Annotated in this window: 12 protein-coding genes; 4 read left to right on the top strand and 8 right to left on the bottom strand. The window is 68.2% G+C overall.

Annotation, left to right across the window (positions count from 1 at the left end):
• Genes mnhG through R5O87_RS15300 form a run of 6 tightly spaced genes read right to left on the bottom strand, consistent with a single transcriptional unit; the run spans window position 1 to window position 6,615 of the window.
• Window positions 1–417, bottom strand: coding sequence for a monovalent cation/H(+) antiporter subunit G (mnhG, locus tag R5O87_RS15325; RefSeq protein ID WP_410556221.1), 417 nt, complete (start codon window positions 415–417; stop codon window positions 1–3).
• Complete coding sequence (locus R5O87_RS15320; protein ID WP_410556220.1) at window positions 407–685, bottom strand: monovalent cation/H+ antiporter complex subunit F; 279 nt, start codon at window positions 683–685, stop codon at window positions 407–409. Before R5O87_RS15320 ends, mnhG begins: the two co-directional genes overlap by 11 nt.
• Complete coding sequence (locus R5O87_RS15315; protein WP_410556219.1) at window positions 682–1,227, bottom strand: Na+/H+ antiporter subunit E; 546 nt, start codon at window positions 1,225–1,227, stop codon at window positions 682–684. The genes R5O87_RS15320 and R5O87_RS15315 overlap by 4 nt, the downstream gene beginning before the upstream one ends.
• Window positions 1,224–2,891: a Na+/H+ antiporter subunit D gene (locus R5O87_RS15310; protein ID WP_410556218.1), complete on the bottom strand. Its 1,668-nt coding sequence runs from the start codon at window positions 2,889–2,891 to the stop codon at window positions 1,224–1,226. Before R5O87_RS15310 ends, R5O87_RS15315 begins: the two co-directional genes overlap by 4 nt.
• On the bottom strand, window positions 2,888–3,511 hold the full coding sequence (locus R5O87_RS15305; protein ID WP_410556217.1) for a Na(+)/H(+) antiporter subunit C: 624 nt from the start codon (window positions 3,509–3,511) through the stop codon (window positions 2,888–2,890). Before R5O87_RS15305 ends, R5O87_RS15310 begins: the two co-directional genes overlap by 4 nt.
• Window positions 3,508–6,615, bottom strand: coding sequence for a Na+/H+ antiporter subunit A (locus tag R5O87_RS15300; protein ID WP_410556216.1), 3,108 nt, complete (start codon window positions 6,613–6,615; stop codon window positions 3,508–3,510). Before R5O87_RS15300 ends, R5O87_RS15305 begins: the two co-directional genes overlap by 4 nt.
• A gap of 190 nt (window positions 6,616–6,805) precedes the next feature.
• On the opposite strand from R5O87_RS15300, the gene R5O87_RS15295 reads away from it, so the two are divergent.
• The 3 genes from R5O87_RS15295 to R5O87_RS15285 all read left to right on the top strand — a co-directional run bounded on the left by R5O87_RS15295 (window position 6,806) and on the right by R5O87_RS15285 (window position 10,025).
• On the top strand, window positions 6,806–8,209 hold the full coding sequence (locus R5O87_RS15295) for an MFS transporter (protein WP_410556215.1): 1,404 nt from the start codon (window positions 6,806–6,808) through the stop codon (window positions 8,207–8,209).
• 143 nt (window positions 8,210–8,352) lie between these two features.
• Window positions 8,353–8,835: a cation:proton antiporter regulatory subunit gene (locus R5O87_RS15290; RefSeq protein ID WP_410556214.1), complete on the top strand. Its 483-nt coding sequence runs from the start codon at window positions 8,353–8,355 to the stop codon at window positions 8,833–8,835.
• A gap of 5 nt (window positions 8,836–8,840) precedes the next feature.
• Window positions 8,841–10,025 (top strand): cation:proton antiporter, encoded by a 1,185-nt coding sequence (locus tag R5O87_RS15285; RefSeq protein WP_410556213.1) that lies wholly within the window; start codon window positions 8,841–8,843, stop codon window positions 10,023–10,025.
• A gap of 68 nt (window positions 10,026–10,093) precedes the next feature.
• Here R5O87_RS15285 and R5O87_RS15280 read toward each other — a convergent pair whose 3' ends face one another.
• Both R5O87_RS15280 and dcd read right to left on the bottom strand, forming a co-directional pair.
• Window positions 10,094–10,768 carry a hypothetical protein gene (locus R5O87_RS15280; protein WP_410556211.1) on the bottom strand — a complete coding sequence of 225 codons (675 nt, stop codon included), beginning with the start codon at window positions 10,766–10,768 and terminating at the stop codon, window positions 10,094–10,096.
• Window positions 10,769–11,188: 420 nt separating this feature from the next.
• A complete protein-coding gene (dcd, locus tag R5O87_RS15275) occupies window positions 11,189–11,764 on the bottom strand; it encodes a dCTP deaminase (protein WP_003803277.1) in 576 nt (191 codons plus the stop codon).
• A 106-nt stretch (window positions 11,765–11,870) separates the two neighbouring features.
• Here dcd and R5O87_RS15270 point away from each other — a divergent pair, with 106 nt between their 5' ends.
• Window positions 11,871–13,703, top strand: a complete 1,833-nt coding sequence (locus tag R5O87_RS15270) for a CAP domain-containing protein (protein WP_410556210.1) — start codon at window positions 11,871–11,873, stop codon at window positions 13,701–13,703.
• Window positions 13,704–13,784 lie beyond the last annotated feature (81 nt).

Below are 13,784 nucleotides of genomic sequence, written 5' to 3'. Positions count from 1 at the left end.
TTACGACGGCGGGTGATGACCGCCGTCGTCCTCGTCCGAACCCCGGGCCGCCTTGGCGGCCTTCAGCACCACGGCCTCCAGATCGTCGGTACTGAGCAGTTCCTTGTGGAGGTGTTTGGTGCGGTAGCCGGCGCGGCCCACCATGTGGGCAGAGACAGGCACGGTGAGCAGCTGGAAGATCCAGGCCACCAGCAGCACGGGCCACACCCACCACGTGCGCAGCTGCAGCCCAACCGCTGCCAGCAGCAGGAACAGCCCCAGCACCTGCGGCTTCGTGGCGGCGTGCATGCGGCTCATCAGGTCCGGGAAGCGGAGCAGGCCAATGGCGGCGGCGAGGGACATCAGGGCGCCCACCACCATGAAGACCGCCGAAACGGCATCGATCACGGTATCCACGGCGTTGGGCTCAGGACTCATTGGGCTGCTCCCGCCTGTCGGCGACGAAGCGGGCCACCGTCACTGAGCCGATGAACCCGATCACGGTGATGGCCACCACCAGCATCAGGTTGTTCAGGTGCCGGTTCACGGCCATGTCGATGCACAGCGCCGCGCCGAGGATGGCCAGCAGCACGTCCGCCGCGAGGACCCGGTCCAGCAGCGAGGGGCCACGGGCAATGCGGATGATCGCGCCCGCGGCGGCGAGGGCCAGCGCCACGGCCGTGACGGTGAGGACCAGCTCCATCATGCGGCAACCTCCTGGTTCAGGGCGGCAAGCTCTTCCTTCGTTCCCATGATCCGGATGAGCCCCGCCTCGGTGTCGCGGACCTCCTTGCGCAGCTTGAGGACGTCCTCCCCGTTGCGGACGTTCAGTCCATGGATGTAGAGCGTGGAGGTGGACCTGTCCACCTCCACCACGAGAGACCCCGGGATCAGGGAGATCACGTGGCCGGTCGCCGTCACCATCAGGTCCGAATGACTGCGCAACGGAACGGCGACGACGGCGTTGGTCACCCTGGGCCCCTGGGTCAGCGCCAGGTAGAACACCTGGCAGCTGGCGGCCACCACCTTGCCGAGGAACACCGCCGCGAACGGAACAGCGCGCAGCACGTTGAAGCGGCCGCTGAGCTCCACCGGCGGCAGGTAGAACAGGCGTGCCACCGCAATCGCCAGCAGGGCGCCGAAGAGCAGGTTGCCTGGGCTGAAGTCCTGCCAGAGCGCTCCCCAGACGATGACCAGCCAGACCAGCAGCGGCAGTTCCTGCCGCAGGGACACCCTTTGCCGGCTCACTTTTCGCCTCCGCCCAGGGCCAGGGCCGGGACCGGCGCGCCGTCACCGAGCACCGCCTGGATGTAGGCGGACCTGTCCAGCATGGCCGCGGCGGACTGGTCCGCCACCTGGAAGAGCGGGCCGGCGAAGACCGTGAGCGCCACTCCCAGCACCACCAGGCCGAGCGTGGACCCCACCATGGTCCGCGGCAGCAGGCGCACCGCCGTCGTGCCGGTTACCGGTGCCGTACCGGGTTCCGATGCCGTCCCGGGAGCGGCTTCCGGGCTCGATTCCCGGCTCGACTCCCGGCTCGACTCCAGGGCGGGGACCGCCAGCAGGACGGGGTCGGGGTGCTCCGCGTCCTCGGCCTTGCGCCAGAACGCACGGTTCCATACGCGGGCAACGGCCAGGAGGGTCAGGAGGCTCGTCAGCACACCGCCGATCACCAGCGCGTAGGCCAGCGGCGTGCCCAGGCCGATGCCGGCCTGCATCAGGCCCAGCTTGCCCAGGAAGCCCGAGAACGGCGGGATGCCGGCCAGGTTCATGGCGGGCACGAAGAACAGCAGCGCCAGCAGCGGGGACAGCTTGGCCAGCCCGGCCAGCCGGTCCACCGAGGAGCTGCCGCCGCGGCGCTCAATCAGCCCGGTGACCAGGAACAGGCTGGTCTGGATGGTGATGTGGTGCGCCACATAGAACACCGCGGCGGCGAGGCCGGCCACGGAGGACATCGCCAGGCCGAACACCATGTAGCCGATGTGGCTGACCAGGGTGAAGGACAGCAGACGCTTGATGTCGCTCTGGGCGAGCGCACCCAGGATGCCGACCACCATGGTCAGAAGCGCCACCACCATCAGGGGCGTGTTGAGGCTGTCGCCGGGGAAGAGGAGGGTTTCCGTGCGGACCATGGCGTAGACACCCACCTTGGTGAGCAGGCCGGCGAACACGGCCGTGACGGGCGCCGGAGCGGTGGGGTACGAGTCCGGAAGCCAGAAGGACAGCGGGAACACGGCGGCCTTGATGCCGAAGGCCACCAGCAGCATGACGTGCAGGAGCGTCCTGGTTCCCTGGTCCAGTTCGGACAGCTTGATGGCAAGGTCCGCCATGTTGATGGTGCCGGTGGCGCCGTAGACCATGGCGATGGCAATCAGGAACAGCACCGATGAGACCACCGAGACCACCACGTAGGTGACGCCCGCCCGGATGCGCGGGCCGGTGCCGCCGAGGGTCATCAGCACATAGCTTGCCGTCAGCAGGATCTCGAAGCCGACGTAGAGGTTGAACAGGTCCCCGGAGAGGAACGCATTGGAGACGCCGGCCACGAGGATCAGGTAGGTGGGGTGGAAGATCGACACCGGGGCGTCCTGGTCGCCGTCGGCCATGCCCTGCCCGGTGGCGTACACGAGGACGGCGAGGCTCACCGCGGAGGACACCACGAGCATCAGCGAGGAGAACTGGTCCACCACCATGACGATGCCCCACGGCGGCACCCAGCCGCCGATGTTCACCGCGGCCGTGCCGCCGTTCCAGACGGACGCCAGGAGCAGGCACTCCAGCAGCAGGGTGAGGGAGAGCAGGCCAATGCTGACGGCGCGCTGCGCGCGCGAGTGCCGGATCAGCACGAACGTCAGGGCGGCGCCCAGGATGGGAAGTACGACGGCGAGCGGGGCAAGGCTTGCGAGGTTCACTTCGCGCCTCCGTCCGTAGCCGTGCCTTTTTCTGTGCCCGTGTTCGTGTCGGTGGGGATGTTGCCGGATCCCGGTTTTTCCTCCAGCGCCGCGTGCTCGGCCAGGAGCGTCCGTCCGCCCGCCTCGACGGTCGCCGTCGGCCCGTCCGTGGCGGAACGGTCTGCGGCAGTACCGTCCGCTCCGGCACCGTCCGGCCCGCGCATGGGCAACGGGAACTCGGAGGTTTCCACGGGGATGACGGCGTCGTCCTCGGCGTCGAAGCTGGGGGTTTCGGCCACGCGGCGGTCCTCGATGTCGTCCTGGATGTCGTCCTGGCGGGCAAGCACCCAGGTCCGGTAGATGATGCCCAGCATGAAGGCGGTGACCGCGAAGGATATGACGATGGACGTCAGGATCAGCGCCTGCGGCAGGGGGTCATTGTAGGACGCAGGGTCCGTGTCCTTGCTGAAGAAGGGGGCCAGCCCGGCGTAGCCGCCGGTGGCGAGGATCAGCAGGTTGGTGGCGTTGGCCAGCAGCATCAGCCCCAGCAGCACCCGCGTGAGGCTGCGTTCCAGGATCAAATAAATGCCGCAGGCGTAGAGGGCGCCCATGACGGTCAGCAGGGTCAGGTTAACGGTCATGCGGTGCCGCCTCGGGTTGATCCGGCCGGAACGCCGCCGGGCACCTCTTCGCTGCCCCCGTCGCCTTCCTGCGCGTCCTGCTGCGCCCCCTCCTGCAGGGGGCGTTCTTCGAAGTGCTCGTCGATCTCGGCGCCCAGGCTGCGGAGCACATCCAGCACCAGGCCGACAACGACGATGTACACGCCGGTGTCGAAGATGGTGGAGGTGACGAACTTGATGTCGCCGAAGACCGGCAGCCAGAACTCGATGATGGCGCTCTGGAACACCTGGCCGCCCAGCAGGACGGGGGCGGCGCCGGACAACGCGGCTGTGGCCAGGCCGATCCCGAGCAGGGTGCCCGCGCTGATGGGGGTGGCTTCCCGCAGTTCGAAGCGGCCGCCCGCAAGGTAGCGCAGGGTGAGGGCCAGTCCGGCCATGAGGCCGCCGGCAAAGCCGCCGCCGGGGAGGTTGTGTCCGGCCAGCAGCAGGTAGAGGGAGAAGATGATCATCGAGTGGAAGACCAGCCGGGTGACCACTTCGAAGATGATGGAGCGGCGCTCCGGCGCGAGCGTGCGCCCGGCAACGAGCCACGGGTCCCGCGCGGCCGCGGCGAACTTCCGGGTCAGCGCCAGGGCGGCGCCGTCCCGCGACGACTTGTCCACGCCGTGCCGGCGCCCGACGGTCCCTTCAGCCACGGCGGACGCCGTACGCAGCCGGTCCCCGCGTCCCCGGACGAAGATGAGGCTTGCCACGCCGGTGGCGGCCAGCGCCAGCACGGAAATCTCACCGAAGGTGTCCCATGCGCGGATGTCCACCAGGGTGACGTTGACGATGTTGAGGCCGCCGCCGCCCTCGTACGCCAGCTTGGGGAACTCGAGGGAGACCGGCGTCGCGATGCGGGCGCCCATGGCGTGGATGGCGGCGAAGACCATGGTGACACCGAAGGACAGGCCGATGATCACGCGGACCACCCGGTACTTGCCCCGGGTGCGGTCCCGCAGCTCCGCCGGAAGGCTGCGCATGGCCAGCACGAACGCCACCAGGATGATGGTTTCGACGAGCATCTGCGTCAGGGCCAGGTCCGGGGCGCCCTGCAGCGCGAACATCAGCGCAATGCCGTAGCCGGTGACGGAGACCATGAGCACGGCAAGGAAGCGCTTGTTGGCCCGGACGGCGGCGAGGGCCCCGATCACGATCCCGGCTCCCGCCACCAGCTGCAGGGGCGAGTTGGGGTCGACGAAGTACAGACCCTCGGGAAGGGGCTTGTTCGCGGCGATCAGGGCGGACAGGGGAAGCACGAAGGCGACGCTGAGGATGACGGCCAGGTAGAAATACAGCGAACCACGCTGCGTGCGGCCGGTGATCCAGACGGCGGCGTCGTCCAGGGCGCCGATGGTCAGCTGGTAGCCGCGGTCGGCGTCGAACCAGGCCGGAACGGCGCTCTGGATCCGGTCCACCGCCGCCCGCCCGTAGAACATCGCCGCGCCGGCGGCGAAGGTGACGGCGGTCAGGCCCAGGGCGGGGGTCAGCCCGTGCCACAGCGCAAGGTGACCTGCGGCGCCCGCCGCAGTGCCGGCGTCGTGCGTTCCCTCGGTGAGCGGTCCCCCGGTGAACAGCGCCGCGTACGGCTGGATCCAGGCATCCACCGGAACCGGCCACAGGCCGTAAATGATGGTGAGACCGCTCAGGACGGCAGGGGCTGCGAGGAAGGACGGCCGGATGGCCTTGAACGGGGTGCGCTCGACTCCCGGCTTCACGGCGAAGGCGCCCCACATGAAGCGCGCGCTGTAGGCGAAGGTCAGCACGGAGCCGAGCACCGTGCCCGCCAGGACCACCGCACCCCAGGGCCCATAACCGGGCTCGGCGGCGAAGTGCACGAACGCCTCGAGGACCGACTCCTTCGCGACGAACCCGCCCAGCAGCGGGATGCCGGCCATGGAAGCGGCGCCGATGCCGGCCACGATGCCGAGGGCCCGGGAGGAGCGGAAAACACCCGAGAGCTGGCGGATGTCGCGGGTGCCGGACTGGTGGTCGATGATGCCCACCACCAGGAAGAGCGTTGCCTTGAACAACCCGTGGGCGAGGAGCATGGCGAGGCCGGCCAGCGCGGCGTCGGGCTTGCCGAGCCCCACCACCATGGTGATGAAGCCGAGCTGGCTCACGGTGCCGTAGGCCAGGATGAGCTTGATGTCCGTCTGGCGCAGTGCCCGGTAGCCGCCCACCAGCATGGTGGCGAGCCCCAGACCGAGGACCACCGGCAGCCAGTAGGCCGTCTCCGTGAAGCCCGGCGCGAGGCGCGCCACGATGTACACGCCGGCCTTCACCATCGCTGCGGCGTGCAGGTACGCGCTGACGGGAGTCGGCGCTGCCATGGCGCCCGGAAGCCAGAAGTGGAAGGGAACCAACGCGGATTTGGTCACCGCACCGGCCAGGATGAGGACGACGGCGGCTCCCACGGCTCCCGCCGCCGGCCCGGACACCAGCTGCGCTGCCTGCTCGAGGATGGCCGAGATCCGGTAGGTGCCGGCGCTGGCGCCGAGCATGATCAGGCCGACGAGCATGGCCAGGCCGCCGGCGGTGGTGACCATGAGGGCCTGCAACGCGGAGCGGCGGGCGGCAAGCCGTGTCCGTGCGTAGCCGATCAGGAGGTAGGACAGGACCGTGGTGAGTTCCCAGAAGATGAACATCATCAGCAGGTCATCCGCGGTGACCAGCCCGAACATTGCCCCGGCGAATGCCAGCAGTTGCGCGCCGAAGCCGCCGAGGTAGCTGTCCTTGTCCTTGAAGTACCGGGCGCAGTAGACCAGCACCAAGGCGCCGACCCCGAGGACCAGCAGCGACATGACCCAGGCCAGGGCGTCCATGCGGAAGGCGAATTCGATGCCGAGGCTTGGGATCCACGGGACTGTTTCGGCCGGGGCTCCGCCTGCTGCGGGGGCTCCGGTGTTTGCAGCTCCAGTGTTTGCAGCTCCGGTGCCGTAGACGGCGGCGTGCTGGAACAGGAGCCAGATGAATGAACCGGCAGGTACCGCGGCCAGCGCATAGAACGAGTTGCGGCCGAACTTCCGGAAGATGAACGGCGCCACAGCGGCAACCGCAAAGTGCACGGCAAGGACTGTGATCACTGGTATCTCCGCAAAGTCAGAATTCGGTTATCAAAAGTTGGAGCAGGCGGTCATGCGTTGGGTTCGGTTCCGACAGTTTATCAAGGGGGTAATGACAGTTTTCCCAGTGATGGCGGGCCGGAAGGCAAGTTTCGCCAGTCTGCGGGAGAGTTTCCGTTCCATGTTCGCTCCGGGCGGATAGCATCGGCCTATGAACTCCGCAGCCGCATCCGAGGCGACGCAGCCGTCGTCGGACCTTGAAGCAGGCCAGCAGGCCTCCAGCAAGGGCCGCGTCCTGGCCTGGGCGGCGTGGGACTGGGGGTCCGCGGCGTTCAACGCGGTCATGACGACGTTCGTCTTCACGGTCTACCTGACGTCCCAGGCGTTCGGCGGCGAAGACCGCGCCTCGGCGGTGCTCGGCGGAGCGCTGGCCATTGCGGGGGCGGCCATCGCGCTGCTCGCGCCCGTCACGGGCCAGCGGTCCGATACCGGCGGCCGACGCAAGCTCTGGCTGGGAGTGAACACGGCCGCCGTCGCGGTCCTGACAGCACTGTGCTTCTTCGTGTTTCCGCGGCCGGAGTTCCTCCTGCTGGGGGTGTCCCTGATCGCCCTGGCCAACATCTTCTTCGAGTTCGCCGGCGTCAACTACAACGCCATGCTGGCGCAGATTTCGACGCCGCGGAACATCGGCAAGGTCAGCGGGTTCGGGTGGGGCATGGGCTACCTCGGCGGCATCGTGGCCCTGCTCATCGTGCTGCAGCTTTTTGTGCAGCCGCACTTCGAGTGGTTCGGCGCCTCAACGCAGGACGGCCTCAACATCCGGCTGGTGGCGGTGTTCTCCGCCCTGTGGTTCTTCATCTTCGCGCTGCCGGTCATGTTCGCGGTGCCGGAGCTGCCCAAACCGAAGCGCGCGGCGAGGCTCGGGTTCCTGGCGTCGTACGGGCTGCTGGCGCGGAGGATCAAGGCGATCTACCGGACCAGCCCGCACACCATCTTTTTCCTGCTGGCCAGTGCAATCTTCCGGGACGGACTGGCTGCGGTCTTCACCTTCGGCGGGATCATCGCGGCCGGCACCTTCGGCTTCGCACTGCCGCAGGTCATCTTTTTCGCGATTTTCGGCAACATCGTGGCAGCCGTGGGCGCGATCATCGGCGGCTTCCTGGACGACAGGGTGGGGCCCAAGACCGTGATCATCGGATCCCTCACCGGCCTGCTGGCAGCCGGGACAGTGATCCTGGTGCTCGGCAACGACAACCACACGTTCTTCGGCGTGGCCTGGTCCGGGGCCACGACATTCTGGGTCTTCGGCCTGTTCCTATGCCTGTTCGTCGGGCCTGCCCAGTCCTCCTCGCGCGCCTACCTCGCCCGGCTGGCCCCGCAGGGCGAATCCGGCGAACTCTTCGGCCTGTACGCGACCACCGGCCGCGCGGTCAGTTTCCTCGCCCCTGCGCTGTTCACGCTGTGCATCACCGTCGCCACTCCCCTGGTGGCCCAGGGGGAAGCGCAGCGCTGGGGCATCCTGGGCATCATGGTGGTGCTGCTCGCGGGGCTCCTGGTCCTGCTGCCGGTCAAGGCCCCGAGCGAAGCCGAGATCGCCGTCGTCCCGCAGTCCTGACCGGCCCCGCCCCTGCTCGTCCCTCAGTCCTGAGCGCGAACGTACACTTAAGCCCCGCCTGCGGGCGCGAACGTACACTTAAGCCCCCGGCAGGGCCCCGCAGATTCAATCGAAATCGCAGGTTCGCGGACTAGGCTGATGTTATGTACATGGAAGAGACAGACCTCCCGGGCTTGGGCAGGCGCAAGGACTTCATGACAGCATCCGGCCGGCGCATCGGGGTGGTGGAACTGCGCGAGGGCCAGACCGAGCTGTTCGTGTCCACGTGGGATGACCCGGACACGTGCCAGGCCTCGATTCCGCTGACCGGCGAGGAAGCGGCCTGCCTGGGGAACCTGCTGGGAGGCCAGCACATTGCCATGACACTGACCGAGGCCCACCGGGAAGTTCCCGGCATCGCCACCCGGCAATTCTCCATTGCCGCGGACTCCCCGTTCCAGAACCAGCCCATGGGCAAAGCCCGCATCCGCACACGGTGCGGCGTTTCGATTGTGGCGATCATGCGTGAAGGCGAGGTGATTCCTTCGCCGGGTCCCGACCTCCTGCTTCACCCCGGCGACCTGCTCGTCGCCGTCGGCACGCAAGAGGGGCTGGACGCTGCGGCCGACATCCTGCGCAACGGCTGACCCTCATGGACCGCGTGGCCCTGTCCCTCATCGAACTGGGGGCAGTTGTGTTCTGCCTCGGCCTGCTGGCGAGGCTGGCGGGTCGGATCGGGATGTCCCCCATTCCGCTGTATCTCGTGGGCGGGCTGTGCTTCGGCGCCGGTGGCGTCGTGGAGCTGAGCGGCATGAAGGAGTTCTCCCACCTCTCGGGTGAGATCGGCGTCATCCTGCTCCTGCTTATGCTCGGACTGGAATATACGGCGACGGAGCTCGTGACGGGCCTGCGCAGATCGTGGAAGGCCGGCATCCTCGACTTCGTCCTGAACTTCATTCCCGGCGCCGCGTTGGCTGCCCTTCTCGGGTGGGGAGTCGTGGGCGCCATGGTTATGGGCGGCGTCACGTATATATCGTCGTCGGGCATCGCGGCCAAGGTCATCACGGACCTTGGCCGTATCGGTAACCGCGAGACGCCGGTCGTCCTCTCCATCCTGGTCTTCGAGGACCTGGCCATGGCGATTTATCTGCCGATCCTCACCGCCACGCTTGCCGGGGTCAGCTTCCTGGGCGGCCTGCAGACCGTGGGCGTCTCGCTGGCTGTGGTCACCGTGGTCCTGCTGGTCGCCCTCCGGCACGGGCACCACGTCTCCAAAGCCGTGCACAGCGAGAATTCTGAGGTCTTCCTGCTGAACCTCCTTGGGGCCGCGCTGCTGGTATCAGGAGTGGCGGCGGTGCTGCAGGTGTCCGCCGCGGTAGGCGCCTTCATGCTCGGCATCGCGATCTCCGGCGCCACGGCCCACAGTGCAACACGGATCCTTGAACCGCTGCGGGACCTGTTTGCCGCCATCTTCTTCGTGGCGTTCGGACTCAACACGGACCCCACCTCCATTCCGCCGGTGCTGGCGTGGGCGCTTGTCCTGGCGGTTATTACAGCCGCCACCAAGATCATCACGGGAGTGTGGGCCGCCAAGCGTGCCGGCATCGCGCGGCCGGGCCGCTTTCGCGCCGGGGCCGCGCTGATAGCACGCGGCGAGTTTTCCATCGTCATCGCCGGCCTCGCCGTGACGTCCGGCGTGGTCACGGACGAGCTCGCCGCCCTCGCCACGGCGTACGTTCTCATCATGGCGGTCATGGGCCCGCTTGCTGCCCGCTACGTCGAGCCCCTCGTCAAGAAGTTCTCCCGCCCAGCGCGGCCGGAACCCGTCCGGGCCTGAGCTGCGTCGGGCCCTTGGCATCGAGACGTGAGATCCCGACGCTTTCGACGCCGCTAAGCGACGAGATCTCACCTCTCGGCGCGCCATCCGCACCGGACCAGCGCGTCCAGCACGCGCTGGGCGCATCCGTCGAAGCCCCAGGTCCTGACCTGCGACGCCGTGATCGTCACCGACGTCCAGCCGATCGCCGCGATGGACTCGTCCCTTCGGATGTCTGATTCGCGCTGGCGCAGTTCGAGGTGGTGCCGGCCGTCGTAGTTCACGGCCACCTTGTACCCGGGGAAGGCCATATCCGGCCAAGCCAACTCCCAGCCGGTTTCATCCATGACCACATAGCTCAACACCGGTTCGGGTAAGCGAAGTCTGCCCAGCGCCAGCCTAAGCCGGGTCTCGGGTGCCGAGTCAGCTCCCACTCTGGCCAGACCCAGCGCAGTCTTGGCGTTGCGGATTCCCCGCGCACCGCTGCCGCGCTCCACCTGCTGCTGCAGATCGGCCATGGAACACAGGGCCGGTTTCCGCGGGCCGAAGCTTCGGGACTGGCTGCAGATGAAGAAGTCGGCCGCCACCACCAGGTCCTCGAGCCCAAGAATGGCTGCGAGATCCAGCCATGTCCGCGCCGGGACCGTGATGGGAATGCCGTCGAGCTCCGTGAGGTCGGTGTCCAGCAAGTCGAGCCGGTGGCCGGCAACGCCCTTGCGCACGGGGCGGTTCCCGCCGTCGAACCGGGCTAAGTGCACCCGCAAGTCAGTCTGCACACTCCAAGGTAGCGGGCATCTCCACAGCCGTCCGGCGGTCCCCAGGCAGCAGGCAGTCGACGGACAGAGTCCGGAGAGCAGCCGGCAGGTATGCGCGAAATCCTGTTCGACGCCCCACGGAACGCGGACCCCGCGGCTTGCCACCCGAAGGTCACTGCGCCAGGCGCGCTGGGCGGCAACATCAGCGGAACGTTGCTCATCGAGCGTGAACGACCTGCCGGCGAGCAGGCCAGGCAGCGGCGGCGGCTTTCTCATGCGCCATTGTGTGCACGTCCGGGCAGGTCCCCCGCGGTTATCCACAGTGTGGAGGAGAGGTGACGCGCGCGCTCCGCCATCGAGGGGTGAGATCTCGACGCTTACGAGGCCGCAAAGCGTCGAGATCTCACCTCTCGGCGCAAAAAGAGGCCGCTAAATGTCGGTCCGGTGGAAGTTCAGGTGGCTGCGGCTGGCGGTGGGTCCGCGCTGGCCCTGGTAGCGGTTGCCGTACTCGCCGGAGCCGTAGGGGAACTCCGCGGCGGAGGTCAGCCGGAAGAAGCAGAGCTGGCCGATCTTCATGCCCGGCCAGAGCTTGATGGGCAGCGTGGCCATGTTGGACAGCTCCAGCGTGACGTGCCCGGAGAAGCCGGGGTCGATGAAGCCGGCCGTTGAGTGCGTCAGCAGTCCGAGGCGGCCGAGCGAGGACTTGCCCTCGAGGCGGGCCGCGATGTCGTCCGGCAGTGTGACGGTTTCATAGGTGGAGCCGAGCACGAACTCGCCCGGGTGCAGGATGAACGGTTCGCCCTCCTCCACCTCCACCAGCCGGGTCAGCTCGGGCTGCTCTTCGGCGGGGTCGATGTGGGCGTACTTGTGGTTGTCGAACAGCCGGAAATAGCGGTCAATCCGGACATCCACCGAGGACGGCTGGACCATCGCGGCTTCGTACGGATCGAGGACGATCCGTTCGGAATCAATTTCGGCACGAATGTCGCGGTCAGAGATCAGCACACCCTCAAAAATACCATTGCCGCTCCCCTGCCCTGCCGCTAGTGTTGCGTGAACAATCAGGCTGGCGGTCTCACGTCACACGGCCAGAAATAGAGCTGGGGATATTTTGAACAGGATTGCGGCCAAGGCCGCTGTTGCACTCGCCTGCGCCCTCGCGCTGGCGACGCCCGCGGCCAACGGCCTGCCAACCATGGCAACCGCCAGGAGTTCCGCCACGGCTGCCGCCGTGAACGCCGCCCGTGCGCAGCCTAGGACAACGCCCGACGGCGGCGGGCCGGCCACCGCGGCACCCTCACCGGGGCTCCCACTCACCGGAGCTGCTGACGCCGCCCCGCACGCCGCGACACGGACGGGGACGGGGACCCCGGCGGCCGCCACTTTCCCGGCCCCGGCGACGGTACCGGCCGCCGTCACCGCCCAGGAGGGGCCCGCCGCGCCAAGCCACATCACTCAGCCCTCGCCCGCACAGCCCGCACCCGCGCAGCCTGCTCCAACCCTGACCACCCGACCCGCAGCAGAGGGCCCGCCGGAGCCGGCCTCCATTCCGCCGCTTTCCGCTCCCGCCGATGCCTTCGCCACACCGCACTACGCCGCACCGAAAGACACGGCCCGGACGGGCCAAGGCGCCGCTGCAAAGGGCCTGCTGACACCGCAGGCCCTGGTGCCGGACAGCAACGCCGCCCAGGTGGCCTCCGTCTTCAACGCCATCAACACCTACCGGGCGTCCCTGGGCCTTCCCGCAGTCAAGTACCACGCGACCGTTGCCGGCATGGCGCAGGAGTGGTCTGACAGCATTGCGTCCCGGGAGGTCATTGAACACCGGGCCAACTTCTGGACGGATGCCCGCGCCCTGAGCCCCACCAACGGCGCGGGCGAGGTGATTGCCGTCCGCTGGGACCGCGACGCCGCCCAGCTCGTCGAGTGGTGGAAGAATTCGCCGGCGCACAACGCCATCCTCACGGACCCGCGGTTCAACGTCGTCGGCATCGGCATCACCTTCACCGACGGAAACTGGCAGACGACGCCCAACCGCTACACCATGTGGGGCGTGGTGAACTTCTTCGGCTACACGGCCCTGCCCGCCGGCACCACGGCTGCTCCGGGTGCCAGCACCCCGGGTCCCGTGCAGCCGACCGATGTGTGCGAGCCCCTGGTGAAGCACATGCCGCCCACGCTGGATCTGGCCACGGCCGCCATCAGGAGCGCCGGGGACATCGTGTCGGTGGACGCGGCGGGGCAGCTCATCAACCGGCCCGGTCTGGGCACCGGACAGTTCGGCCCGCCCGAAACCATCGGCTCCGGCTTCGCGGCCGCCCGGCAGGTTTTCGTTACCGACTGGGACCGCGACGGCGTTTTCGACGTGCTCGCGCAGTGGTCCGACGGCCGCCTCACCCTGTATCCGGGGCAGCTCGCGGGCGGGTTCCTGCCGCCGGTCACGCTGGGGCAATCCGGCTGGGCGGGCATGACCCTTGCCGTCGGCGGGTGGTGCTCCACCAACCGGCTTCCCGAGCTCCTGGCCCTCGACGCCGATGGCAGCCTCTGGCTCTACCCCAACCGGGGCACCGGCGACCTGATCCAGCGGACCCTCATCGCCTCGGGCATCGCCGCCACCCGGCTCGCCATGGTGGATTACGACGGCGACGGGTTCCAGGACCTGCTGGCCCGCCAGGGCGACGGCACAGTTCTGCTCTACCGGGGTTCCGGCGGCCCGTCCCCCAAAGCCGAAGCCCGGACACTGGTCGCGAGCGGCTGGGGCGACGTGGCAGCCATCCGCGCACTGCACGGCGTCACCGGCGCCTACTCCACCGGCCTGGTCCTGCAGCGCACCGGCATCGCCGGGCAAGCCGGCCCCGTGCAGTACTGGAACCTCGACGGCGGAGTCCTGTCACCGCCGTCGTCCGTCCCCGGCATGTGGGCGGGCCAGCAGCTGGCCCAATAAGCGCCCATCCCACCAACTCCTTGGAGTTTTTGTCCAGATATCGCGAGTTAGAGGCCCTTTAACTCGCGATATGTGGACAAA

It is taken from the genome of Arthrobacter globiformis, assembly GCF_046536215.2.
In the GTDB taxonomy this organism is placed as follows: domain Bacteria; phylum Actinomycetota; class Actinomycetes; order Actinomycetales; family Micrococcaceae; genus Arthrobacter; species Arthrobacter globiformis_E.
Note: the sequence above shows the minus strand (reverse complement) of the source record. Positions and strands in the feature narration are given on the sequence as shown.

Excerpts from the sequence above, each read along its gene's own strand:
- mnhG (WP_410556221.1), bottom strand. The coding sequence starts at position 417 with ATGAGTCCTGAGCCCAACGCCGTGGATACCGTGATCGATGCCGTTTCG.
- R5O87_RS15285 (WP_410556213.1), top strand. The coding sequence starts at position 8,841 with ATGGACCGCGTGGCCCTGTCCCTCATCGAACTGGGGGCAGTTGTGTTC.
- R5O87_RS15320 (WP_410556220.1), bottom strand. The coding sequence starts at position 685 with ATGATGGAGCTGGTCCTCACCGTCACGGCCGTGGCGCTGGCCCTCGCC.
- R5O87_RS15290 (WP_410556214.1), top strand. The coding sequence starts at position 8,353 with ATGTACATGGAAGAGACAGACCTCCCGGGCTTGGGCAGGCGCAAGGAC.
- R5O87_RS15295 (WP_410556215.1), top strand. The coding sequence starts at position 6,806 with ATGAACTCCGCAGCCGCATCCGAGGCGACGCAGCCGTCGTCGGACCTT.
- R5O87_RS15305 (WP_410556217.1), bottom strand. The coding sequence starts at position 3,511 with ATGACCGTTAACCTGACCCTGCTGACCGTCATGGGCGCCCTCTACGCC.